Below are 18,331 nucleotides of genomic sequence, written 5' to 3' on the forward strand. Positions count from 1 at the left end.
GAGGTTTGTGTTTGATACCAGCGTTCTCATTGCTTATCTCCGAGGTGAAGCGGAAGCTGCTGACGCTGTAGTCGTAGCTTCCAATTGTGGTGGTATTCTTGTCTCCCAGATCAGTCTCATGGAACTTTATAGCTCTCAAAACCGACGCAATGCTGATATCGATAGAGAAGTGAGGAGCATTCATGCGTTAGAGCAAGCATACGGTCTTCGTCTCGTTCCTTGCTCTGAAACCGCTCAGAAATGGGCTTTCAAGATTATGAAGGCATTCCGTTCTCCTTTAGGAAGAAATGCTTTACCTGATGCCCTTATCATCGGGACGGGTATTGCTTATCGGGGGTGGTTGGTCACTTCTGACGGACACTGGGCACAGATCGCACAGGACAACGAGCAACGCCAGTTGCTCACTATCAGGCTCAAAGTGCTATCGCCATCAGAGCTTGTACGGAGGTTTGGATAATGTCTAAGAAACTACTCATTGCAACGCTGGGCACTGCTCCAGCAGTGGTGACCGAGGCCGTGGACTTGCTGACCCAACAGAACTGCCGACCGGACGGTGTCATCTTGCTCAGAACCGAAGACCATGATGTTCGCGAAGCCTATGAGTTGCTGGCAACTCATCTCCCTCAACACGACAACTTGACCTGGGTGGAGCCTGTATCCATCGGCCAGTACGGAGACGTGGATACCCCTGAGGCGGCCGTAGAGTTTATGCAGGAGACATGCCGCATTCTGAAGACCTACCGCGATGCAGGCTACCGACTTTTCGTGAGCATTGCTGGCGGCCGCAAAGCGATGTCGGCGCTTCTGGCCCTGGCCGTGCAGTTCTACGGCGCCGAACGGCTGTTTCACATCTGGGTGCCGCCGTGGTTGGAGGCGGAGGGCGAGATTGCCCAATTCCGCAATCTCCCGGAAGAAGATCTCATCCAGAAGCTACATCCGCCTCTGAATACGATGACTCCGGAGGACCGCCCACGCCTGGTAGACCTGCCTTTCATCGGCCTCTTCCCGTGGCTGGAAGATATCCGGGATGCACTGAAAGGTGTAGTTTCCCCTGAACGCTCCTTAAAGACTCTGTTGCAAGCCAATAATTTGTTGGACTCTCAGGCAAGGCCTACCAAGCTGGGAACTGCCGTTTTGACTATTCTGGAAGGCGTGGAGGGGTTACCCCCAGCACGTCAGGAAGAGTGCAAAATTGCTATCGCCAAACATCACGACCGCGATCGCCTGGAGCGCTTTGCGCGGGAACTCTGTAGCCGCTTTCCCTTTATCACTCAGACTCAAAGCGGCGAGTGGCGCTCCGGTGAGGCGAAGGTCAAGGCGGAGTCACCCAATCGCCTAAGGGTTTTTGAGTCTTTGGGCAAGGATTTTCAGATGCAACTGATCCTGGAAACGACGGCCACCACCTCTGGCCAACTGGAAGCTGCCAGACGAGCCGTAGAGCGCTACCTGGAGCGAAGGAGGTAGAGCATAGGTGCCTACCACCTCATGGGCCTGGGCCGCTCCCCAGGCACCGTCATCGGGCTACTGACCTACCTGGCCCACCGTTATAACCGCTGGAACGCCGATGACCGGCGCTTCTTCGCCCGCTCCGGCGAAGTCCGCCAGCGCCGGGCCGGCGAGAGGGTCGGCGATGTGCAGGCGCTGGTCCTGTTCACCACGCTGGAGGTGCTGAGCGGCGAGGCCAAGGCCTTTGACTATGTGAATAACCCGCCGGGCGAAATCGCAACGGGTCCCCAACAGTCCGGAAGGCCGATGAAAGAGGTCCTGCGCGAATTGTTGCGCCGCGAATGGCCGGCCATCAGTGGCGGGCGAAAGAAGGGCGCCATCTTCTGTTGCAGAGTAGACCGCCGTGACATCAGTACCACCTACGAGCGGGTGGTCCGCGTCGTCGCCGCCCTGGCCAGCGTGGGCGGGCAGGGCAAGGAGATGTGGGCCAACCTGACCGGCGGCAATAATGTGATCAATCTGGCGCTGGAATTAGCTGCCACTCTTTCCGGTGATATAGCCCGTCTCTACTACGTCCAGGCCGAGAACGAGGCTGCCGAAAAGTGCGTGCGCTACACCGCCGAGAACAGCTACTGGGTGGACCTGCCGGTGATGCCCCTGGCGTTAGGCCGACTTCGTCAGACCATCATTCAGGTTCTGAATGACAATGGTCCAATTTCGCTGGAAGACCTGTACAGTTACCTGCAAAATAAGTACTGGGACTTGAGCCGGGGGCTGACCTCAAAAGAGACACTCCGCAATGAGTATCTGGCCCCATTGTGGAAGCAAGGCCTCATTGCCGAGGCAGAAGGCGGCTATGTCGTCGGTCCGCAATGGGAGCTGATCCGACCTTACCAGGAGCTTTTGCAGAAAGCGCGAGATGTCACATTGACCATCGAGAAGCTAGCCGAGGAGAACAAGGATTGGTTGGAAAAAGAAGAGGTGTCGTGGAACTGAATGGCTCTTCTCACCAATCCCCAGGAGATTCGATGATGACAACCCTCATCCAGCTTATCGGTGCGCAGCCGCTGCCGAACCTGTTACCATGGCTGCATCTTAAACCCGATCAGACAATGCTGATCTACACACCACAAACCGATCAGGTCAGACAGCGCATTGAGTCAGTTATTGGCCAGTGTCACTCAATCCGGTGTGATGCCTACGATATTGAGAGTCTGGTCAAGGCGCTTGATGCAGAGCTGGCAAGTCAGCAGAACTCTGACCTTATTTTTAACCTTACTGGCGGTACCAAAGCGATGGTGCTGGCGGCAAATCAGGTAGCAATGAAGCGTGGTGCACTGGTTGTTTATCTTGAGAGTGAGCGCACTCAGAACGTTCTTTATGAGTACCGTTACGATAACCAGCAAAAGTTGCGTTTGCAAGGGAAAACCCTTTTACCAGAGCTTATTACCATCGAACAATTTCTTGATGCCCACATCGGCAAGGGGCAATGGCAGGAGGCAGGTCCCTCGAAAGATATTGGCGGTGCCTTTGAACAGGCGGTTGCCGATGCGATACGGGCCAGACTGTCGCAGGCTGAGGTAAAACAAGGGATCAAGTTCCTGGGAAGTGATAGGCGACCACAGGTAGATCTGGACATTGTTGTGCGCTGTGGTAATCAATTTGCCCGTATTGAGTGCAAATCACAAGGAAAGACAACCACGCTGGATGCGGCGAAGCAATTGAACCTGGTGAGCGAGCTGCTCGGCACGTATACGCGAAAGTTCATCGCTCTGAGTAATGACCCGAACCCCGAACATCAAGCAGTTTATGAGGCAACACGCACAACGGTGATCGTATTGAGCAGCTTTAGCGATACAAACCTGTCTGACAACGATCAGCAGAACTTGGCTAAAACTATCGCGCAGGCTATTGGATGTACTTTGGGGGAGTGAACGGTTAGACAAAGGCTTTGCCTTCGCCTATTCATTGTACTGCCTGAAGAGATGCAACAACACACCGATTGGCGAATGGCTATCTTTGAATGTGGGCAACACATTGTGGCATTTGACGACCCGGATAGCGATTGGGATCTGCTGCTTATCGCCGAAAACCTTCCTGATTCGCCCTGGCATCGCCAACAACAGATTCTTGCCCTGCTTCCTCAGTCCTGGCGGCATCAGGTCAATGTCCTGGCGCATACCTTCTCAGAATGGTTTGCTCGGGTTACACCGCTTGCATTGGACATCGCCCTGGATGGCATTGTGCTTTATGATAAGACCCAGGACTTATTGCCTGCTCGTCTGTCCGCTTTGCGCCAGCAGTTATCCGATTCGGGGTTGGAACGCCAGGCTATTGGTGAACATGAATGGGTCTGGCTCTGGCGGGATAAGCCGCAGCGCCGCTGGAGGTTGGAGTGGCGGCACAATTATGCAGGAGATGACGCATGACCACCGATGAGAAGGCGGTACAACGCCACGCGCTTTTAGAGGCGGAACTGACACGCTATGTCAAACAACTACAGGAAGTGTATCACCCTGAGCGCATCCTGCTGTTTGGTTCGCTGGCCTCGGGCCGGGTAGGGGAGTGGTCTGATATTGACCTGGTGATTATCAAGGAGAGCAGGCAAAAATTCCTGGATCGCATTCGCGAGGTCATGCATCTTTTGCAGCCCCGCGTGGGCGTGGATATTCTTGTCTATACCCCTGAAGAGTTCGCTCAGTTGAGCCGGGAACGTCCATTCGTGCGCGAGGAGATCATAGCCAAAGGGAAGGTGCTCTATGAAAGAAAGTGAGCGCTGGCTCCTTTTTGCCCATCAAGACCTGCGCATGGCTGAACTGGCAATGACAGAAGGTTTGTACAACCAGGTCTGTTTTCATTCCCAGCAGTGTGCTGAGAAAGCGATCAAGGGGTTGCTGGCGCATCAGGGGAAAGTGCCACCGCGCACGCATCGGTTTGCAGATCTGTTGGGATTGCTCGATCCCGATCCATTTGTGGAAGAGAGGTTCGAGGTGCAGTTGCTGGATCGTTTTTACATCCTTACCCGTTATCCCGATGCATTGCCCGGCGCGCTGCCGGAAGGACTATCGGATGCTCAGGATGCTCAAGAGGCTTTGACCACAGCCAGGAACATCCTTGCTCGAGTGGAACAACTTGTTCAAGATGTAACCCATAACGATTAACTTACGAGTGCTGGCAAATAATCGCAATGCTTTGCTGCTGGCGAAGGTGGCAGCGTTGCTGCATGATGTGGGGAAATTCTGCAATTTGCATATTGAAGCACATACGATAGGCAGATCACGAAAGTGGTCAAATGATCATGCCTATAATGCGATAATAGATAGTCCGATTACTGTTATTCATCTGAGCAATGCGGCGGCAAAGTTGAAGAAGCCTGATTCTCTAGACTTCATCAAGGTTTAATAGTAATACTATTTTCATAAACTAAAATAATGAGGATTGGAGCATTAAATCCGCTATGCGCCTCGTACCGTCGGGCTAATGGAGATTAAGAATATAAACCGGTATTCGCCCTTGCCGTGGGGCTGAAGCCCTCGGCTATACGGGGCAAAGCCCGCCTGCGCGGGCTAGAGCCGAATAATTACCCAAAGACCATAAGCCCTCGGCTATGCAAGGCGAAGCCCGCCTGCGCGGGGTATACCGGATTATTTCTTCAAAGACCATAATTTCGGTCTACACTCCGCCCTGGGAATGGCGCGCCCCACGCGATAACCGAAATACATTTCGGTCTACACTCCGCTGGAAGCGGGCATCTCGCGCGAAACGGCAGGCTCAGACAGGGGTCAACGTATCTGAGAAATAACGCCCAACGTTCACCGCCCAACGTTCACCGCCCAACCTTCACCCTTCACCGCCCAACGCCCAACCTTCACCCTTCAACTCACCGCTCACCGCTCCCCAGCACGCCAGCACACAACGCCCACCGCCCACCGCCCAACCTTCAACCTTCAACCCTCAACCTTCAACCTTCAACCCTCAACCTTCAACCTTCACCCCCCCGGCTGACCGTGATCAGCCGCTCCAGGCGTGCCAGAGCTGCGCCGCTCTCCAGGCTGTGGCGCGCCTGGTGCAGTCCGTCGCGCAGGTCGGCGGCGCGGTCGGCGGCAACCAGGGCGGCGGCGGCGTTCAACAGCGCGACATCACGTCGCGCGCTCTGATCCTCGCCGGAAAGAATGCCGCGCACGATGGCGACATTGACGGACACATCACCGCCGCGCAGCGCTTCGCGCGGGGCGGGAGCAAGCCCCAGATCGGCGGCAGTGACTTCGTAGCGTCGCGGCGTGTGACCGGCGCGCACGTCGATCACCAGGTTCGGTCCGCTGAGCGTCAGTTCGTCGAGACCACCATGCCCGTGGATGACCAGCGCGTGCTGTGTGCCGAGCAGGTGCAGTGCCCGTGCCATCTTTTCCGCCAGCGCCGGGTCGGCGACGCCGAGCACCTGGTGGCGCGCATGCGCCGGATTGCTCAGCGGTCCGAGAATGTTGAATACAGTGCGGATGCCGATCTCGCGGCGCACCGGACCAACGAAGCGCATCGCAGGGTGAAACTTTTGTGCGAACATAAAGCCGATGCCCGCCTGATCCAGACAGCGCGCCACACTGGCGGCGTCCAGTTCGATGTTGACCCCCAGCCCTTCGAGAACGTCGGCGGAACCGCAGACACTCGACATAGCGCGGTTGCCGTGTTTGGCGACAATCGCGCCTGCGCCGGCGGCGATGAAGGCGGCGGTCGTCGAGATGTTGAATGTTCCGGCGCCGTCGCCGCCGGTGCCGCATGTGTCGAGCAGCGGCGCGTCGAAGTGAACTGGAATAGCTTTAGCCCGCATCACGCGCGCCATACCGGCAATTTCGGCGTCGGTTTCGCCCTTCAGGTGGAGCGCCGTGAGCAGCGCCGCAACCTGCGCTGGCGTCGCCATGCCGGTCATGATTTCTTCCATCGCTTCGGCAGCCTGGTCTTCGCTGAGATCGTGGCCCCGAACGATCTGAATGATCTGATCACGGATTGGCATCGAGAGACTCCTGTTTCTGTCCGGGTTCGACAAGAAATGTCGGCAGCACCGGGCTGCTGCCGGTCGAACTGTCTGGTGTTGCAGTGACGATGCGCGTCAGGCATCCCGACGCGCGGTCACCGTAGAGGCATGGACTTGAATTGACATAATAAATACCAGAGGTCAACCCCTCGTCGTCCGACCAGATCGGGTAGTGTTCTTCCGGTGCCGGTATGCGCTCCTGGAGGATAGACGGCTCTTCGAGTGCGCGTTCGAGCGCTCCTTCCCAGTCGAGCGGCGCTGTTTCCCAACCAAAGATGACCTCTGCGTTGCCATACGCATCGTTCGGTTTGAGTGCCAGGCGTTCGCGGTGGCGACGGGCAAAGTCGAGCAGATCGACCCGTTCCCCCTGGTAGCGGGTGGTCTCTCGACGCACCAGCCGCGTCCACGGCACGTGGCGCGCTACCGCCATCGCTGACCCGGCGTCGAGGATGCCGCCTGCCGGTCCTTCATCGTCGGAGAGCAGCCACATGATCAGTCTGGTATGTGCTGGTCTGGTGCGGAACGGGTTGACGATGCAGACCACCCGATCGGCGTAGGCGCGGATCAGCGGGTGGTGCAGGTCGTACATGGCAAGGAATTCGTGCTGCAACAGACGGCGGTAGACCAGATCGACCGGTCGCCATGATGCCCCGCCGTCTGCCAGGCGCGTTTCGACGTACAATCGCCCGCCCTGGTATTGCAGATCATCGGGAGTGCATACCACGGTCGGGAGACCGTCCGCCTCGAAGCGTTGTTGCAGATGATCGATCTCAGACCATGTCGCTACATCGGGAAAATCGACAATTGCGACGGTCGGCGTGCCCCGCCCGCCCCAGGCGCGGTATGCGTCGAGCAGCGTCTGTTGCAACCCCTGACGCACCGGTAGCGCTGTTGCGTGGAAGGTCTCGCGGAATGCCGCCATGATCCGGGTCTGGTCGAAGAGACCGGCAAGCGCTTCGTCGTAGCCGATCCCGATTGGCGACTCGACATGTGCTTCGGTGAACCAGCACCACGCGCCGTTGGGCGCCAGCAAGCCGTCGAGACGCCCGAAAGCCATGGCGCCGGGGTAGCCGGGGTCGATTGCCAGCAATTCGCGTTCGACCGGCGTGAGACGGTACGGCGCCAGCAGCGCCGGTTCGGTCAGCGCTGCGGCGCTCACTGCGCGAATGGCGCGCCCGACGAGTGCAGCCGCGTGCAGCAGTGTGTCGTACTGGACGCGGGTGATGAACCGCGGGCGCATGACCGGACAGATCGGCTGGTCGCGCTGCGGACCGACCAGCATGCCGCGTTCGCGCATCCCTGCGTCGAGAACAGCGAATGTGTCGCGCGCCAGCGCTTCGTCGAGCAAACTGTGGTAGTGCGCGATGATACCGTCGAGGTCGGTCGTCATCTCAACGTCCTGTCAGAAAGTTGCGCAGCAACTCCTTCCCTGCCTCGGTCATGATCGACTCGGGGTGGAATTGCACGCCCTGCACCGGATAATCGCGGTGGCGCAGCCCCATGATCAACCCGTCGTCCGTCCAGGCAGTGATGCTCAGGCAGGCAGGCAGGTCGTCGCGGCGCACAATGAGCGAATGGTAGCGCGTCGCCAGGAACGGATCGGGGAGACCGGTGAACACCCCCTGACCGTTGTGGTGAATGGCGGAAAGTTTCCCGTGCATCACCTTCGGCGCGCGCACGACGGCGCCGCCATACGCCGCGCCGATTGCCTGGTGCCCCAGACAGACGCCAAGGATGGGAATGGTTGCGCCGAGTTCACGAATGAGGGCGACACTGATGCCAGCCTCGTTCGGGGTGCATGGTCCGGGTGAAATGACGATCTTCTCCGGTGCGAGCGCCGCCACATCACCGACGGTCAGTTCATCGTTGCGCCTGACGATCACCTGCGCTCCCAGTTCGCTCAGGTACTGGTAGAGATTGTAGGTGAAGGAGTCATAGTTGTCGAGGAGGAGTATCATACTTCGCCCTCCGCTGCATCAATGGCGCGCAGGAGCGCCGCCGCCTTATTGCAACTTTCCTCGTACTCGGCTGCCGGGTCGCTGTCCGCCACCACGCCGCCGCCCGCCTGCACATAGGCGATCCCATCCTTGACGACCATGGTGCGCAGCGCGATGCAGGTGTCGAGGTCGCCGTTGAAGCCGACGTAACCGACGGCGCCAGCATAGACGCCGCGCTGCTCACCTTCGAGTTCGGCAATGATCTCCATAGCGCGGATCTTCGGTGCACCGCTGACGGTTCCGGCGGGAAACACCGCCCGCAGCGCGTCGAGCGCCGTCATATCGCTGCGCAGTTTGCCCGTCACGTGGCTCACCAGGTGCATGACATGGCTGAACTTTTCAACCTCCATAAATGAGGATACACGCACCGTCCCCGGTTCCGACACGCGCCCCAGGTCGTTGCGTCCCAGATCGACGAGCATCAGATGCTCGGCGCGCTCCTTTTCGTCTGCCAGCAATTCCTGCGCCAGGCGCGCGTCCTCTTCGGGGTCTTTGCCGCGGCGGCGCGTGCCCGCAATCGGATGGGTGGTGACGACTCCTTCCTCGACGCGCACCAGCAATTCCGGCGATGCGCCGACCAGGTCGCCTTCGGGGGTGTGGAGGTAGAACATATACGGCGATGGGTTGATCGTCCGCAGGGCGCGGTAGATGGCGAAGGGATGCACACGCACCGGGCGACTGAAGCGTTGCGATGGCACGACCTGAAAGATGTCGCCAGCTGCGATGTACTCCTTGGCGATCTCGACTCGTCGCATGTACTCATCGCGGGTGACGTTCGATGCGACGGCGACCGGCTCAGGTGCATCGGGGGGCCAGGGATCGTAGTTTGCCACGAAAGAAAACGTATGATCCGGCATCTCGCGCCCTGATGCCGGAAGCGCCTGATTATGGATCGGCAGCGGTTGTCGCAGGCGCTCGATCAACGCCTCGATCCGCGTCGCGGCGCGTCGGTACGCCCCTTCGAGATCCGGATCGTCCAGATGCACGTGGGTCAGCACCTTGATCTTATGGCGCAGATGGTCGAACACCAGCAACGTATCGACGAATTGCCACAACCCTTCGGGCATGGCATACCCGCGTTTCTCCGGGCGCGGCAGGCGCTCGAAGGCGCAGACCGTCTCATAACTGAAGTACCCGACCGCGCCGCCGACGAAGCGCGGCAGGTCGGGCAGGCGCACCGGACGGTAGGCGCTCAGGTAGGAGTGCAGCACCCGGAGCGGATCAGTGTAGGGCAACGTCTGCTTGTACCCGCCCTGCACCGCGCTGGCGATCCCCTGATCGAACCGCAGCGTCAGGTATGGTTCTGCGCCGATAAACGAGTAGCGCGCAATATGCTGCCCGCCCTCAACTGACTCAAGCAGAAAACTCCACGGTTCACGCGCCACCTTGAGGAATGCCGACACCGGCGTCTCCAGGTCGGCAAGCACTTCAGCGTAGATCGGGCACAGGTTGCCCTGACCGACCAGTGCGCGCATATCGCTCAGCGATGGGGTCAGTTTCATATCGTGTCCCTTCTCGGAGTTCAACGTTCAACGTTCCAGGTTCGACGTTCAACGTTCAACGTTCCAGGTTCAATGTTTCAGGTTCAACGTTCCAGGTTCAACGTTCCAGGTTCGATGTTCCAGGTTCAACGTTCCAGGTTCAACGTTCCAGGTTCGATGTTCCAGGTTCAACGTTCCAGGTTCAACGTTCCAGGTTCAACGTTCCAGGTTCAACGTTCCAGGTTCAACGTTCCAGGTTCAACGTTTCAGGTTCAACGTTCCAGGTTCAACGTTCCAGGTTCAACGTTCCAGGTTCAACGTGCAACGTGCAACGAGCAACGCTTCAACGTGCAACGTGCAACGTGCAACGAGCAACGCTTCAACGTGCAACGTGCAACGTGCAACGAGCAACGCTTCAACGTGCAACGTGCAACGTGCAACGAGCAACGCTTCAACGTGCAACGTGCAACGTGCAACGAGCAACGCTTCAACGTGCAACGTTCCAACGTTCCAACGTTCTAACGTTCAACGTTTATGGAGATTGAGAATTTAATCCGGTATGCGCCTCGTGCCGTCGGGCTGAAGCCCTCGGCTAGGCAAGGCGAAGCCCGCCTGCGCGGGCTGTAGCGGAATAATTACTCAAAGACCATTAACGTTCAACGCCCTAACGTTCCAACGTTCAACGTTCCAACGTTCAACGTGCAACCCCCAACGTGCAACGTGCAACCCCCAACGTGCAACGTGCAACGTGCAACCTTCAACCTTCAACCTTCAACCTTCAACCCTCAACCTTCAACCTTCAACCTTCAACCCCTCAGATAAACTTCAACCCCATCGCTTCTTTCATGCGGTTGAGCGTCTCATCGGCTTCAACGCGCGCGCGGGCAGAACCGGCAGCCAGGATTTCCTCGACGATGCGCGGATTGCGTTCGTACTGCGCGCGTCGCTCGCGGATCGGCTCAAGGAACGCATTGATTGCAGCGGCGAGTTTACGTTTGACCTCAACATCGCCGACTTTCCCCTGACGATAGCGTTCTTTCAGGTCATTCACCTCGTCCACATTCGGATTGAAGGCGTCGTGGTAGATGAAGACCGGGTTCCCTTCGACCCTGCCGGGAACATCGGCGCGCACACGGTTCGGATCGGTGTACATCCGACGCACCTTCTCTTCAACCGTTCGGGCGTCGTCGCTCAGGTAGATGGCGTTATCCAGGCTCTTCGACATTTTTGCCTGACCATCGATCCCCACCAGCGTCGGCACATCGCCGATCAGCGTTTCGGGTTCGGGCAGCACCTCGCCATACAGCGTATTGAAGCGGCGTGCAATTTCGCGCGTCACCTCCAGGTGCGACGCCTGATCCTTGCCGACCGGCACCAGATCGGCGCGCACACAGAGGATGTCGGCGGCCATGAGCACCGGATACCCCAGCAACCCATACGACGGCTGTTCGATGTGCAAATCCTGCATCACCTCCTTCAGCGTCGGCACACGTTGCAGGCGCGGCACGGTCGTCAGCATGCCGAAGATCAGCGCAATTTCGCTGATTGCCGGCACCATCGATTGCAAAAAGTAGGTCGATTTCTCCGGGTCGATCCCGACGCTCAGATTATCGAGCACCACATGGCGAATGTTCTCGCCGGTCTGCCGCAACCGCTCAAGTTCGGTGCGGGTGGTGAGCATATGCAGGTCGGCGACCAGGAAGAAGCACTCATACTCATCCTGCAACCGCACCCGGTTCGCCAGCGTGCCGACATAGTGCCCCAGGTGCATGCGCCCGGTTGGGCGGTCGCCGGTCAGAATACGTTTTTTGGGTTGATTCATAGCACTCCTCCACACGAGTTATGGTATAGTGTTCATCGAAATTGCGTTCATCCGCCCGCGAGTGCTGCACCTGCGGGGGGATTCCGTCAGACAAGCGTCAGATCATCATCTATGCCATTGAAACCACTCTCCCGCCGCGCGGCTCTGTCCGCCGCTGCGACGTTCGCCGCGCTTGCGACGCTCCGTCCGGCTTTTGCGCAGGAAGGTGCGTCGCTTGCTGCCCGCAAACCGGTTGTTGCCCCGCTGCAACCGGTTGAGGTCGACGTTCGCATCCCCGGCTACACCGGTCCTGCCGCGATTGTTCTGTTCGACAACCGCAAGCGATTCGCTGGCGTCGCCGAGGGGCGCGTCGAGAATGGCGTCGGGACATTGATCGCCATTCCACGAGGCGCGTTGGGTGCACAGTGGGCCGCACTGTTCGCCTCCGGTCAGTTCGTCGCGGCAAATCCGGCGCTCTTCACGCTCGATGCACGCACCGAAATCTGGACCGGGCAGGAACGTTTCGATCGGTTCGTTCCGAATGCTGCCGCCATCTTCACCGCCGCCACCCTGTCGTACACCATCGGCAATGTTGCCTTTCGCGGCTATCGTTCGCCCGACAGCCCGTTGATCTGGTTGCGCGACCACGTGTATGCGCAACGCGGCGCACGCTACTTCGATGTTGACCTCAAAACCGCCTTCGACGACTTCCGGCGCTACCAGCAACCCGACGGCAGTTTCCCCGATTTTCTGCCGCGCCCCCCATGGACTGACCGCGCCCTGCGCGTCCCGGTCGAAGCCGATGTCGAATACCTGTATGTTCAGGGCGTCTACGAAGCCTGGCAGGCGACCGGTGATGATGGCTGGATGCGTGGCCACCTGGAACCGATGCGGCGCGCCGTCACCTATTCGTTGCAGCATCCGCTGCGCTGGGACGCCGAACGCGGGCTGATCAGGCGCCCGTTCACCATCGACACCTGGGACTTCGAGTACGGTCCCACGACGATCGACCCGGATACCGGCAAGCCAGCGCCGCGCCACTGGATCGACGACAGGACGATCTGGGGCGTTTTCCATGGTGACAACACCGGCATGGCGCAGGCGCTGACCATGCTCGCGCGGATGGAAGAGCGCGTTGGCGATACGAACCTGGCGCGCGTCTGGCGTGATGTCGCCGCTGGTCTGATGCGCAACCTGAACGCGCTGAGCTGGAATGGGCGTTTCTTCCGTCACCATGTTCCTGCACAACCCTTCGACATTCCCGGTGTTGATCGGGAACGGCAGTTGAGTCTGTCGAACGCATATGCGCTTAATCGCGGCGTTTTGACCGTGCAACAGGGTCAGGCGATCATCGACGAATACATCGAGCGTTCCAAAACCATGCGCGCTTTTGCCGAATGGTTCAGCATCGACCCGCCGTTTCCGCCGGGGAGTTTCGGGCTTGCCGGGCGCAGCGGCGAGTTGCCGGGCGCGTATGTCAATGGTGGCATTATGCCGATCACCGGCGGCGAACTGGCGCGGGGCGCCTTCCGCTACGGCAACGAAACCTACGGCTTTGCCATTCTGGAGCACTACTGGCTGCGCATGCTCAGTCGCGGGCGCACCTTCCTCTGGTACCATCCCGATGGCGCCGAGGGCGTCGGCTCTGAGGATACCATCCCGACCGATGCGTGGGGAACGGCAGCGATGTTCACCGCACTGATCGAGGGCGCCGCCGGCATCGAGGATCGGGGCGTCGCCATGCGCGATGTCATCGTCAGCCCGCGCTGGGGCGCAACCGGTCTGACGCAGGCATACGTGTCGGCGCGCTACCCGGCTGGCGACGGGTATCTGGCGTATGTCTGGCGGCAGAACCCGCGCAGTATCGACATCGACCTGAGCGGCGCCTTCGACCGCGCGCAGGTGCGGGTGTTGCTGCCGCTCGATGCGCCGGGCGATGTCGAAGCGCTGGTCAACGGCGCGCCGGTGGCGTCCAGCAGTGAAACCCTGCGCGCAAGCCGGTATGTCATCATCGACGTGGCAGATATGGCAGTTGTTCAGGTGCAGGTGCGCTGGTGAGCGCGCAATGATCACAACGTCGCCCACCACCCGCGCACCTTCTGCGCGCTGAGCAGCAGAAAGTCGTGATCCTGGTCGAAGACTTCCAGCGTGATGACATCATCGTAGCCGCCCCGTTTCAGCAGGCGGATCGTCTCCTGCCAGTCGATCTTGCCGGCGCCAATCGGCATATGGTCATCCTCCTGACCGCGATTGTCGGAGAAGTGCACGTGCCACAGCCGTGAACCGAGCCGGTCGATCAACTGCTCCAGATCGATCCCCGCCACAAACGCATGCCCGACATCGAGGTGCAGTCCCAGACGCGGGTCGGCATCGAGAATGGTGCAGATCTCCGTCAGCCCGAAGCGGCGCGACGGCGGATGCTCGACGACGATCTGGATGCCGTAGGGTTCCGCCAGGTGCGCCAGTTCGGCAAAACTGGCGCCGTTGCGTTTCAGTTCGTCATCGTTCCCGTAGAGCGAGACGCCGCGCGAGATATGGACGTTCACCAGGTGCGCGCCGATCGCCGCGAAGACCGGCAGCGACGCCGCCACTTCCTCGACTGCCGCGCGACGCACCCGCTCCACCGGCGAGGCGAAGGGCAGATACCAGGCGGTATGACCAACCACGCGCATGCCGGCAGCATCGAGGATCGCACGCAGTTCCGCCGGATCGAAACTATCGAGCAGCGCCGCCGGTCCCTCGATTGTCAGGTCGAGCGCCTCGAACCCGTTTGCGGCAGCCCAGCGCGCTTCATCGAGGATGCTGCGCGCGGGATGGTTCATGTACGCCAGGTACATTCCACATGCTCCTGTCTTATCCAACCGCTGGCAACCCGGCAAGCGCCATAGCGACCTCTTCCTCGGAGTACTCGTAGTCGCGCAGTTTCCCTGCCATGTAGTCGGTATACGCCTGCATATCGAAGTGCCCGTGACCGCAGAGGTTGAACAGGATCGCGCGACTGACCCCTTCCTCCTTGCAGCGCAGCGCCTCACGGATCGCCCCGGCGACGGCGTGGTTGGCTTCCGGCGCGGGAATGATCCCTTCGGCGCGGGCGAACTGGATGCCAGCGCTGAACGTTTCGAGTTGCTGGATATTGATCGCCTCGATGACGCCCAGTTCGAGCAGGTGGCTGACGAGCGGCGCCATACCGTGGTAGCGCAACCCGCCAGCATGGATGCCGGGCGGCACGAAGTCGTGCCCCAGGGTGTGCATCTTGACGAGCGGCGTCATCTTTGCCGTATCGCCGAAGTCATACGCATACCTGCCGCGCGTCATACTCGGACAGGCAGCCGGTTCGACCGCCACCACGCGCACATCGCGCTCGCCGCGCAGTTTCTTCCCGATGAATGGGAACGAAATGCCGCTGAAGTTGCTGCCGCCGCCGGTGCACCCGACGATGATGTCGGGGTAATCGTCCGCCAGTTCCATCTGCGCCAGCGCCTCTTCGCCGATGACCGTCTGATGGAGCAGCACGTGGTTGAGCACGCTGCCGAGCGAGTATTTCGCGTCCGGGTCCTGCGCCGCAACTTCGACGGCTTCGGAGATGGCGATCCCCAGGCTGCCGGTGCTGTCGGGATGGGCGGCAAGGATCATGCGCCCGGCGTTCGTCTCCTCACTCGGGCTGGCGACCACCCGCGCGCCGTATGCTTCCATCAGCGCCCGTCGATACGGCTTCTGCTGATAACTGACCTTCACCATAAAGACCAGCACCTCAAGCCCGAAGAACGCGCCCGCCATCGCCAGCGACGATCCCCACTGCCCTGCGCCGGTTTCCGTCACCAGGCGTTTGACCCCTTCCTGCTTGTTGTAGTACGCCTGCGCCACGGCGGTATTCGGCTTATGGCTCCCCGCCGGGCTGACTCCTTCGTACTTGTAGTAGATACGGGCAGGCGTGTCGAGCGCCCGCTCCAGGCGGCGCGCGCGAAACAGCGGCGTCGGGCGCCACTGACGGTAGATCGCCTGCACCTCTTCGGGTATCTCGATAAAACGCCCGGTGCTCACCTCCTGCATGATCAGCGCCATCGGAAAGAGCGGCGCCAGATCCTGCGGACCGATCGGTTGACCCGTGCCCGGATGGAGCACCGGCGGCGGCGGTACGGGCAGGTCCGCCTGGATGTTGTACCAGGCGGTCGGCATCCGATCTTCGGCGAGCAGATACTTGACGGTCTTCATGGAACGTCCCTCCTCAGCAGCACGGGTAGCGCGCAGGTAACGTCACCGGCGACGCGCGCCGCGCCTGCATCGAACAGCGCGCGCCGTGAATCAAAAAGCCCCTCGTCCCATCCAGGGACGAGAGGCTGAAACAACCTCCGCGGTGCCACCCCGGTTCGCCACGCCGTTCAGACGTGACGCCCTCAGCGAGTACGGCGTGCATTGCACGCGATACCCCGCGCCCTTGTAACGGTGGCGTCTCCGGCGGCTACTACTGCGGACAACGCTCAACGTTGCCGGTTCGCTCCGCAACTCCCGGGCCCATTCCGCACCGTCGCCTGCACCGACCTCTCACCGTCCGCCGGTTCGCTGAGCCGCGCCCTGGTGCGTACTCTTCCCGTTCACAGTCGTTAACATCAGGTTTGTGTGTGTGAGTATAGCAGGAATCGGCGTCGGCGTCAAACGGATTTCTAACATAGAAGCCGATCTGGCATCCGGTCTGCGGCGCGCCTTCAATCGCAGCAAGCCGCCCGGCGCCAGCATGATCGCGTAGGGAAACCACAGGTGCGATGCTTGCCTGATTATTGGCTGTGCAACCTGGACAGCGCGTACACGTATCTCTTATCGAGAACGATATCATACAACCTGTCAAAAGGAGCGAAGCATGGGTACACGTCGAAGCCGGCATCTCCACCTCTTCCTTCTTCTGGCGCTGATCGCACTTCTGCTGCTGACCGGTTGTACCACGCGGGCTGCTTCTCCGGGGCGACTGTTCGTAAGCGACGAGACGGAGCTGTTGCGCCATTTGGAGGTGGCGAAGGCTGCTGCGCCGCTGGTGCAACGCGGCGCCAGAGTCGTTGTTCTCATTGTCGAGCGCGGTGATAACAGCGGCGACGACCTGACCAGGCGGCTGACCGCCATCAATCAGGGACATTCGTCGCATGATCGCATTCCTCCTGACGCAATCGCCATCTACGTCAGTTACGAACCGCGATACGCCGAACTGCGCGCGGGGAAGAACTGGAGTGACGCCCTCACAAACGACGTGCTGACAGACATTCGCACCAGGACGCTCAATTCTGCGCTGCGCAAGGACAATGTGACCAATGGCGTGGCCGAAACGCTCAGGCGCTTTGAGTCGGTGCTGATGTGGCGTGATATCAATAATCTGATCACCATTGCTATCATCGTGATCATCGTGATAGTAGTTATCTTGATCATCGTCGGAATAGTGCGCAGCTTGCTGAGCGGCAACATACGGTGGAGTTCTGACTCTTCTGACGACTGGTCGTACTCGTCGAGCAGCAGGTCATCATCGTGGGACTCGTCGAGTGATGACTCACGATCGTGGGGTTCGTCGAGCAGCGACTCGTCAGGTGGTGGTTCGGGTAGTGATTCGAGCAGCAGCGGCGGCTCGTGGTGATCGGTCAATCCACTCCTGCGCAGCAGGACAACGCGTGCTATTCGTTCTCTAACACATCACCCCTGCCATACGCAGGGGTGACAAAAACAGGTGCGCTGCTGCACCAACCACAGTCATGTGCGGAAGAAATCGATCACCGAGCCGCGGTCTTCTTCGCTCGGCATAATCTCGACAAACGTGATGCGCCACCAGGGGAAGATGACGCTCTGGACGCCGGGCGCCAGATATGGGACATCCTTGCCATCACGTTTGCGCATATTCGTCACTTTGATGAACATATCTCCGGGTTGCGGCTCCTGTTCGATATCTGCCAGAACCGGGTCTTCACCGGCAATGTGCAAAATGACGGTTCGTGCCACTGTGCGCTCCTTTCATCGCTTGCGATGATGACCTTCCAGACGCAACAACAATGTGCCACACATAATCTCATCGCCGGGCTGCACCGGCGTTGCGCGCATCGGTTCGATCTGCCGACCGTTGACGAACGTGCCGTTGGCGCTGCCAAGGTCCTCCACCCGATACGTCCCGTCACGATACGAGAGAATCGCGTGGCGGCGTGAGACGCCAGCATCATACCCGCCAAACGGACCCAGATCGACATCCGGCATGATGCCGCGTGTCGGGTCTGCCCGCCCGATCAGCACCTCATCGCTCAGATCGACCTCGATCCGGCGTCGATTGCTCACCACGATCAGCGCGACGACGTGATCCGACAGTGTGTTCTCGTCTGAGGGCAGACCAGACGTGGAGGGCGTTTGATGATTTTCGACCGCCGCCACATCCAGTTCGCGCGTCGACTCCGGCGGACCGGCGTCGATCAGGCTGGCGCCGCATTCAGTGCAGAAGATCGTGCCATCGAGTTGTTTTGCCGTACAGTTTGGACAGACAATCATAAGCCGTTGACCGGTTCACGTCGTGCGTATCGAATAACGAGTCGTTTCCTGTATCTTACGAAGAGCGCGA

General features: G+C 59.7%; 19 protein-coding genes. 10 read left to right on the forward strand and 9 right to left on the reverse strand.

Annotation, left to right across the window (positions count from 1 at the left end):
• Positions 1 to 7: 7 nt before the first annotated feature.
• The 7 genes from ROSERS_RS07480 to ROSERS_RS07510 all read left to right on the forward strand — a co-directional run bounded on the left by ROSERS_RS07480 (position 8) and on the right by ROSERS_RS07510 (position 4,607).
• Positions 8 to 457 carry a PIN domain-containing protein gene (locus ROSERS_RS07480; protein WP_198136365.1) on the forward strand — a complete coding sequence of 150 codons (450 nt, stop codon included), beginning with the start codon at positions 8 to 10 and terminating at the stop codon, positions 455 to 457.
• Positions 457 to 1,464, forward strand: coding sequence for a CRISPR-associated protein Csx14 (locus ROSERS_RS07485; RefSeq protein ID WP_011956193.1), 1,008 nt, complete (start codon positions 457 to 459; stop codon positions 1,462 to 1,464). The genes ROSERS_RS07480 and ROSERS_RS07485 overlap by 1 nt, the downstream gene beginning before the upstream one ends.
• 21 nt (positions 1,465 to 1,485) lie before the next feature.
• Positions 1,486 to 2,442: a hypothetical protein gene (locus tag ROSERS_RS26420; protein WP_011956194.1), complete on the forward strand. Its 957-nt coding sequence runs from the start codon at positions 1,486 to 1,488 to the stop codon at positions 2,440 to 2,442.
• Between the two features lie 32 nt (positions 2,443 to 2,474).
• Entirely contained in the window at positions 2,475 to 3,380 is a 906-nt protein-coding gene (locus ROSERS_RS07495; RefSeq protein WP_011956195.1) for a Card1-like endonuclease domain-containing protein, read from the forward strand.
• A 75-nt stretch (positions 3,381 to 3,455) separates the two neighbouring features.
• Positions 3,456 to 3,875: a hypothetical protein gene (locus ROSERS_RS07500; RefSeq protein WP_049767481.1), complete on the forward strand. Its 420-nt coding sequence runs from the start codon at positions 3,456 to 3,458 to the stop codon at positions 3,873 to 3,875.
• A complete protein-coding gene (locus tag ROSERS_RS07505; protein WP_011956197.1) occupies positions 3,872 to 4,219 on the forward strand; it encodes a nucleotidyltransferase domain-containing protein in 348 nt (115 codons plus the stop codon). Before ROSERS_RS07500 ends, ROSERS_RS07505 begins: the two co-directional genes overlap by 4 nt.
• Positions 4,206 to 4,607 (forward strand): HEPN domain-containing protein, encoded by a 402-nt coding sequence (locus ROSERS_RS07510; RefSeq protein ID WP_011956198.1) that lies wholly within the window; start codon positions 4,206 to 4,208, stop codon positions 4,605 to 4,607. The genes ROSERS_RS07505 and ROSERS_RS07510 overlap by 14 nt, the downstream gene beginning before the upstream one ends.
• An 821-nt stretch (positions 4,608 to 5,428) precedes the next feature.
• Here the strand turns inward: ROSERS_RS07510 and trpD are convergent.
• From trpD to trpS, 5 genes are all read right to left on the reverse strand, one after another.
• Positions 5,429 to 6,454 (reverse strand): anthranilate phosphoribosyltransferase, encoded by a 1,026-nt coding sequence (gene trpD, locus ROSERS_RS07515; RefSeq protein WP_011956199.1) that lies wholly within the window; start codon positions 6,452 to 6,454, stop codon positions 5,429 to 5,431.
• Positions 6,441 to 7,865, reverse strand: coding sequence for a hypothetical protein (locus ROSERS_RS07520; RefSeq protein ID WP_011956200.1), 1,425 nt, complete (start codon positions 7,863 to 7,865; stop codon positions 6,441 to 6,443). The genes trpD and ROSERS_RS07520 overlap by 14 nt, the downstream gene beginning before the upstream one ends.
• A gap of 1 nt (position 7,866) precedes the next feature.
• Positions 7,867 to 8,433: an anthranilate synthase component II gene (locus ROSERS_RS07525; RefSeq protein WP_011956201.1), complete on the reverse strand. Its 567-nt coding sequence runs from the start codon at positions 8,431 to 8,433 to the stop codon at positions 7,867 to 7,869.
• The gene (gene trpE / locus ROSERS_RS07530) at positions 8,430 to 9,974 is read right to left on the reverse strand and encodes an anthranilate synthase component I (RefSeq protein WP_011956202.1); all 1,545 of its coding nucleotides are present in this window, start codon (positions 9,972 to 9,974) and stop codon (positions 8,430 to 8,432) included. Before trpE ends, ROSERS_RS07525 begins: the two co-directional genes overlap by 4 nt.
• Before the next feature lie 793 nt (positions 9,975 to 10,767).
• Entirely contained in the window at positions 10,768 to 11,775 is a 1,008-nt protein-coding gene (gene trpS, locus ROSERS_RS07540) for a tryptophan--tRNA ligase (protein ID WP_011956203.1), read from the reverse strand.
• A gap of 111 nt (positions 11,776 to 11,886) precedes the next feature.
• Here trpS and ROSERS_RS07545 point away from each other — a divergent pair, with 111 nt between their 5' ends.
• Positions 11,887 to 13,812, forward strand: coding sequence for a hypothetical protein (locus tag ROSERS_RS07545; protein WP_011956204.1), 1,926 nt, complete (start codon positions 11,887 to 11,889; stop codon positions 13,810 to 13,812).
• Positions 13,813 to 13,823: 11 nt separating this feature from the next.
• Here ROSERS_RS07545 and ROSERS_RS07550 read toward each other — a convergent pair whose 3' ends face one another.
• Together ROSERS_RS07550 and ROSERS_RS07555 are read right to left on the reverse strand one after the other, a co-directional pair.
• Complete coding sequence (locus tag ROSERS_RS07550) at positions 13,824 to 14,591, reverse strand: sugar phosphate isomerase/epimerase family protein (RefSeq protein WP_011956205.1); 768 nt, start codon at positions 14,589 to 14,591, stop codon at positions 13,824 to 13,826.
• Between the two features lie 16 nt (positions 14,592 to 14,607).
• Positions 14,608 to 15,966 carry a TrpB-like pyridoxal phosphate-dependent enzyme gene (locus ROSERS_RS07555; RefSeq protein ID WP_011956206.1) on the reverse strand — a complete coding sequence of 453 codons (1,359 nt, stop codon included), beginning with the start codon at positions 15,964 to 15,966 and terminating at the stop codon, positions 14,608 to 14,610.
• Between the two features lie 409 nt (positions 15,967 to 16,375).
• Between ROSERS_RS07555 and ROSERS_RS27145 the strand changes: the two genes are divergently transcribed.
• Together ROSERS_RS27145 and ROSERS_RS07560 are read left to right on the forward strand one after the other, a co-directional pair.
• Positions 16,376 to 16,498, forward strand: a complete 123-nt coding sequence (locus ROSERS_RS27145) for a hypothetical protein (RefSeq protein ID WP_269627761.1) — start codon at positions 16,376 to 16,378, stop codon at positions 16,496 to 16,498.
• 111 nt (positions 16,499 to 16,609) lie between these two features.
• Complete coding sequence (locus ROSERS_RS07560) at positions 16,610 to 17,368, forward strand: hypothetical protein (RefSeq protein ID WP_011956207.1); 759 nt, start codon at positions 16,610 to 16,612, stop codon at positions 17,366 to 17,368.
• 113 nt (positions 17,369 to 17,481) lie between these two features.
• Here ROSERS_RS07560 and ROSERS_RS07565 read toward each other — a convergent pair whose 3' ends face one another.
• Both ROSERS_RS07565 and ROSERS_RS07570 read right to left on the reverse strand, forming a co-directional pair.
• Positions 17,482 to 17,727 (reverse strand): hypothetical protein, encoded by a 246-nt coding sequence (locus ROSERS_RS07565; protein ID WP_011956208.1) that lies wholly within the window; start codon positions 17,725 to 17,727, stop codon positions 17,482 to 17,484.
• Between the two features lie 12 nt (positions 17,728 to 17,739).
• On the reverse strand, positions 17,740 to 18,261 hold the full coding sequence (locus ROSERS_RS07570) for an FHA domain-containing protein (protein WP_011956209.1): 522 nt from the start codon (positions 18,259 to 18,261) through the stop codon (positions 17,740 to 17,742).
• Positions 18,262 to 18,331 lie beyond the last annotated feature (70 nt).

It is taken from the genome of Roseiflexus sp. RS-1 (assembly GCF_000016665.1).
In the GTDB taxonomy this organism is placed as follows: domain Bacteria; phylum Chloroflexota; class Chloroflexia; order Chloroflexales; family Roseiflexaceae; genus Roseiflexus.

Coding starts and splice junctions, on each gene's coding strand:
- ROSERS_RS07570 (WP_011956209.1), bottom strand. CDS start 18,261: ATGATTGTCTGTCCAAACTGTACGGCAAAACAACTCGATGGCACGATC.
- trpS (WP_011956203.1), bottom strand. CDS start 11,775: ATGAATCAACCCAAAAAACGTATTCTGACCGGCGACCGCCCAACCGGG.
- ROSERS_RS07510 (WP_011956198.1), top strand. CDS start 4,206: ATGAAAGAAAGTGAGCGCTGGCTCCTTTTTGCCCATCAAGACCTGCGC.
- ROSERS_RS07555 (WP_011956206.1), bottom strand. CDS start 15,966: ATGAAGACCGTCAAGTATCTGCTCGCCGAAGATCGGATGCCGACCGCC.
- trpD (WP_011956199.1), bottom strand. CDS start 6,454: ATGCCAATCCGTGATCAGATCATTCAGATCGTTCGGGGCCACGATCTC.
- ROSERS_RS07485 (WP_011956193.1), top strand. CDS start 457: ATGTCTAAGAAACTACTCATTGCAACGCTGGGCACTGCTCCAGCAGTG.
- ROSERS_RS07495 (WP_011956195.1), top strand. CDS start 2,475: ATGATGACAACCCTCATCCAGCTTATCGGTGCGCAGCCGCTGCCGAAC.
- ROSERS_RS07560 (WP_011956207.1), top strand. CDS start 16,610: ATGGGTACACGTCGAAGCCGGCATCTCCACCTCTTCCTTCTTCTGGCG.
- ROSERS_RS07550 (WP_011956205.1), bottom strand. CDS start 14,591: ATGTACCTGGCGTACATGAACCATCCCGCGCGCAGCATCCTCGATGAA.
- ROSERS_RS07500 (WP_049767481.1), top strand. CDS start 3,456: ATGGCTATCTTTGAATGTGGGCAACACATTGTGGCATTTGACGACCCG.
- ROSERS_RS26420 (WP_011956194.1), top strand. CDS start 1,486: ATGGGCCTGGGCCGCTCCCCAGGCACCGTCATCGGGCTACTGACCTAC.
- ROSERS_RS07545 (WP_011956204.1), top strand. CDS start 11,887: ATGCCATTGAAACCACTCTCCCGCCGCGCGGCTCTGTCCGCCGCTGCG.
- ROSERS_RS07525 (WP_011956201.1), bottom strand. CDS start 8,433: ATGATACTCCTCCTCGACAACTATGACTCCTTCACCTACAATCTCTAC.
- ROSERS_RS07505 (WP_011956197.1), top strand. CDS start 3,872: ATGACCACCGATGAGAAGGCGGTACAACGCCACGCGCTTTTAGAGGCG.
- trpE (WP_011956202.1), bottom strand. CDS start 9,974: ATGAAACTGACCCCATCGCTGAGCGATATGCGCGCACTGGTCGGTCAG.
- ROSERS_RS07520 (WP_011956200.1), bottom strand. CDS start 7,865: ATGACGACCGACCTCGACGGTATCATCGCGCACTACCACAGTTTGCTC.